3 protein-coding genes and 3 pseudogenes are annotated in these 3,920 nt (G+C 68.2%); 4 read left to right on the top strand and 2 right to left on the bottom strand.

Features of this window, described 5'->3' with window-relative positions; translation table 11 throughout:
• Positions 1-153: 153 nt before the first annotated feature.
• Both ACFWWR_RS48465 and ACFWWR_RS48460 read left to right on the top strand, forming a co-directional pair.
• Positions 154-318: pseudogene (locus ACFWWR_RS48465) on the top strand (hypothetical protein); the annotation flags it as partial.
• 97 nt (positions 319-415) lie between these two features.
• Positions 416-613 (top strand): annotated as a pseudogene (locus ACFWWR_RS48460) (hypothetical protein); the annotation flags it as partial.
• A 46-nt stretch (positions 614-659) separates the two neighbouring features.
• Here ACFWWR_RS48460 and ACFWWR_RS48455 read toward each other — a convergent pair.
• A pseudogene (locus tag ACFWWR_RS48455) lies at positions 660-860 on the bottom strand (oxidoreductase); the annotation flags it as partial.
• Between the two features lie 131 nt (positions 861-991).
• Positions 992-1,681: a TetR family transcriptional regulator gene (locus ACFWWR_RS48450; RefSeq protein WP_384310764.1), complete on the bottom strand. Its 690-nt coding sequence runs from the start codon at positions 1,679-1,681 to the stop codon at positions 992-994.
• A 218-nt stretch (positions 1,682-1,899) separates the two neighbouring features.
• On the opposite strand from ACFWWR_RS48450, the gene ACFWWR_RS48445 reads away from it, so the two are divergent.
• A complete protein-coding gene (locus ACFWWR_RS48445; protein WP_384310763.1) occupies positions 1,900-3,321 on the top strand; it encodes an aldehyde dehydrogenase family protein in 1,422 nt (473 codons plus the stop codon).
• Positions 3,322-3,413: 92 nt separating this feature from the next.
• Positions 3,414-3,920 (top strand): SDR family oxidoreductase (locus ACFWWR_RS48440; protein WP_384310761.1); only part of this gene is annotated, 507 nt, incomplete at its 3' end.

The following is a 3,920-nucleotide window of genomic DNA, read 5'->3' as shown; positions in this document are numbered from 1 at the left end:
TGCGGTGAAGATTCGACACCTCCACCACACACGGAGGCCTTCGCCATGTTCAAGCCCGGTCAGCGTTAACAACGCTCGTGATCAATACAGCTAGGGCGCGGGTACGGGGCAGCACGTCACACCCAGGTGCCGACTCCGGTGTCACACCTGGGTATGACGTCGCACTGGGTTTCGGGGCGCGGGCGCTCGGCCGGTCTGAACCGGCTGGTGAGCGACCACCGGTTCACGGTGCTGTTCGGGGCGTCCGGCAGCGGCAAGTCCTCGCTGCTGCGGGCCGGCCTGATACCCCGCCTGCGGGAGGAGGCTGCCCGCCTGAAGCAGCCAGCGGTGCTGCGGGTCCTCACGCCCGGAGCCAGACCAGCCCGGACGTACGAGCCCCTGCTGACCCCCGGCCGCGGGCGAGCCGGAGAGCTGGGTGGTGGTCGACCAGTTCGAGGAGGTCTTCACCCTGTGCCGGGACCGCGCCGAGCGCGCCCGCTTCATCGACCTGCTGCTGTCCTCCCGGGGCCCGGACAGCCGGCTGCGGGTCCTGGTCGCCGTACGGGCCGACTTCTACGCCTGTTGCTCGGAGCACCGTGGCCTCGCGGACGCCCTGCGCGGCGCCGGACTGCTGCTCGGCCCGATGACGGCGGACGAACTGCGGGAAGCGGTCGTCGAGCCTTGCCGAGGTACGGCTTGCAGTAGACGGGCGTCCCCGGTTCGCTGCGCCAGCTGTCGGAGAGCGTGCCGATGTCCACCGCGTCGTCGCCGAGGGCGTCGAGCAACCGCACGGCCTCCGCCTTGGCGGCCACGTCGTCGTCGGCGACCGGCACAGCGCTGCGGTCCGGGGCGCCCGCGGGTCGGGCAAGGGTGAACAACTGGCTCGTTCGCGCCTACCACGACGACCCGCGCGGGCCGCTCCGCGCTCGCGGGCAGACCGCTGCATCGGTGAACTGAGCACATCCACCAGGGGATGCCGTGAGCCCACGCTCGACTCGGCGCGATCGCTCGTTCACGCCTGCTGCTGGGCCCCCTCCCGCGCGCTCTGTTCTCTGATGAGGCCGTCACCAAGGGCGGTGACCAGGCGGGTGAGGGTGTGATCGAAGTCGATGGCGACGTGGGCGAGTTCGGGTTCCTCGCGGTAGAGGCGCTGGACGTTCTCGGCGGGGTGACCCGCCTGCCACAAGGGGGCGGCCAGGGCGAGGGCGGCGATGACCAGTACCTCGGCGGTGGTGCGGTCCAGGTCGGTGCCGGCGGTGACCGCGTCAGTGACGGCGTTGACGGACCGGCTGACCGCAGCCTTGAAGTCGCGGACGCTTTCGTAGCTCGACTCGTGTTCGAGGCTGAGCGTGACATGGGTGAGCAGGTCACAGAACAACGGGCGCTCACCGAGGGCCTCGGTCAGCGTGCGGGCGATATCGGCCGGGGTCAGGCTCTCGTACCGAGCCAGGCGCGCGACAGTCGCCTCGGACCAGTCTTCGTAACTCTCCTGAGCCAGGAGCAGCAGGATTTCCTCACGCGAGGAGTAGTAGCGGCGTACGGCCGAGACGTGGACGCCCGCGTGCTGGGCGATGGAGGTCAGTGTGACCGCGCGCACTCCGTCCTGAGCTGCGAGCGCGCGGGCGGCCACGGCTAGGTCGTGGGCCCGCTGTGCCTTGTGCTCGGCGGAGTACGCGCGCTGGAAGGCAGATGCAGTACTCATGTCCGCCAGCGTAACGCAAGGCACATGCGTTACGAGAGGTCCACTCGCGGTAACGCAAGTGACTTGCGTTGACAACGCAACATGCTTGCGTTACGTTTTTTTCAGCGCCACGGTCACCGACCATCGGAAGGCCCCCGGCGCCGCGTATCCCCTCCTTCGGGGACCCACAAGAAATCCGCAAGAGCCCGGAAGATCCGGAAAGAGTTCAGGAGCCCCTCATGTACATCGCCAACCAGAACTTCATCGGTGGACAGTTCGTCGACTCGCACGGCCAGGAGCGCGTCGAGGTCCACAACCCGGCGACGGGCGAGGTCATCGGACACGCGGTCCTGGGCAACGAGGTCGATGCCGAGCTGGCCATCACCGCCGCCCACGAGGCCTTCCCGGCCTGGTCGCAGACCTCCCTGGAGGAGCGCAAGGAGTACCTGCAACGGCTCGCGGACGCGATCGACGAGCGCATGGACGACCTGATCGCGGTCACCGTGGCCGAGTACGGCGCCCCCGTCTCCTTCGCCGGCATGTTCAACCAGCAGGCCCGCGACTTCATGGTGCTGGCCAAGGACCTGCTCAAGCCGGAGAACTTCGAGGAGACCAACGGCGACGCCACCATCACCAAGGTGCCGGTGGGCGTGGCCGGACTGCTCACCCCGTGGAACGGCAGCCCCTGGTTCATCGCCGGCAAGACCGCCTCGGCGCTCGCGGCCGGCTGCACCGTGGTCATCAAGCCCAGCCAGAACAGCGCGCTGCAGACGCGGGTGCTGATGGACTGCTTCGAGAAGGCCGGACTGCCCGCCGGTGTCATCAACGTCGTCAACGGCAGCGGCTCGACCGTCGGCAACACCATCACCCGCAGCCCGCTGGTGCAGAAGATCTCCTTCACCGGCTCCACCCGGATCGGCCAGCAGCTCAACCGAGACGCCACCGAGACCATGAAGCGGGTCACCCTCGAACTCGGCGGCAAGTCCGCCACGGTCATCCTCGACGACGCCGACATGACCAAGGCAGTCCAGTTCGCCCTGACCGCCGGTCTCCTCAACACCGGCCAGGCGTGCATCGCCGGAACCCGCATCCTGGTTCCCGAAAGCCGGCTGGAGGAGGCCAAGGCCGTCCTCAAGGCCGGGGTGGAGGCGCTCACCCTCGGCTCCCCGCTCGACCCCACGACCACCGTCCAGCCGATGGTGTCCAAGAGCCACTACGAGCGGGTGCAGAGCTACATCCGCAAGGGCATCGAGGAGGGCGCGGAGGTCCTCGTCGGCGGTGAGGGCAAGCCGGAGGGCTTCGAGGCGGGCAACTACGTCAAGCCCACCGTCTTCGTCAACGTCACCAACGACATGACCATCGCCCAGGAAGAGATCTTCGGCCCCGTCCTGTCGGTGATCACCTACCGCGACGACGAGGAGGCCGTGGCGATCGCCAACGACTCGGCATACGGCCTGCACGGCTACGTCTACGGCGAGGACCTCGACCGGGCCCGCGGCGTCGCCAACCGAGTCCAGGCCGGCCGCGTCATGATCAACCAGTTCTTCGACGACCCCACCAGCCCGTTCGGCGGCTTCAAGATGTCCGGCTTCGGACGTGAGTTCGGTGTCTGGGGCATGAACGCCTACCTGGAGACCAAGACCGTCTTCGCCGCCGCCTGACCCACCGCCGGACACCGGACACGGACACACACCCCGGCCGGGCCTGGCCCCCCACCCGCTGACTGTCGCAAGCAAGAAGGAAGCACCACGTCATGACTGACATCCGCAACAAGGTCGCCCTCGTCACCGGAGCCTCCAGCGGCATCGGAGCGGCCACCGCCCTCGCCCTTGCCGAAGCCGGCGTCAAGGTCGGCATCGCCGCCCGCCGCGCCGACCGCCTCGAAGCGCTGAAGAAGCAGATCGAGGACAAGGGCGGCCAGGCCCTCGCCGTGGAGATGGACGTCGCCGACGCCGCCTCCGTCACCACGGGTGTCCAGAAGGTGATCGACACCTACGGCTCGCTCGACATCCTCTTCAACAACGCCGGCCTGATGCCCCTCTCGAACGTCGACGAGTTCAAGACCGACGAGTGGGACCGCATGGTCGACGTCAACATCAAGGGCGTCCTCAACGCCGTCGCCGCCGCGCTCCCGCAGATGATCGAGCAGCACTCAGGCCACATCTTCAACGTGGGCTCGATCGCCGGACGCAAGGTCTTCGGCCCCGGCTTCACCGTCTACTCCGCCACCAAGTTCGCGGTGAACGCGTTCACCGAGGGC

The sequence above is a fragment of the Streptomyces sp. NPDC058678 genome (genome assembly GCF_042714835.1).
Classification (GTDB): Bacteria; Actinomycetota; Actinomycetes; order Streptomycetales; family Streptomycetaceae; genus Streptomyces.
This window is presented reverse-complemented; position numbering and strand designations above follow the sequence as displayed.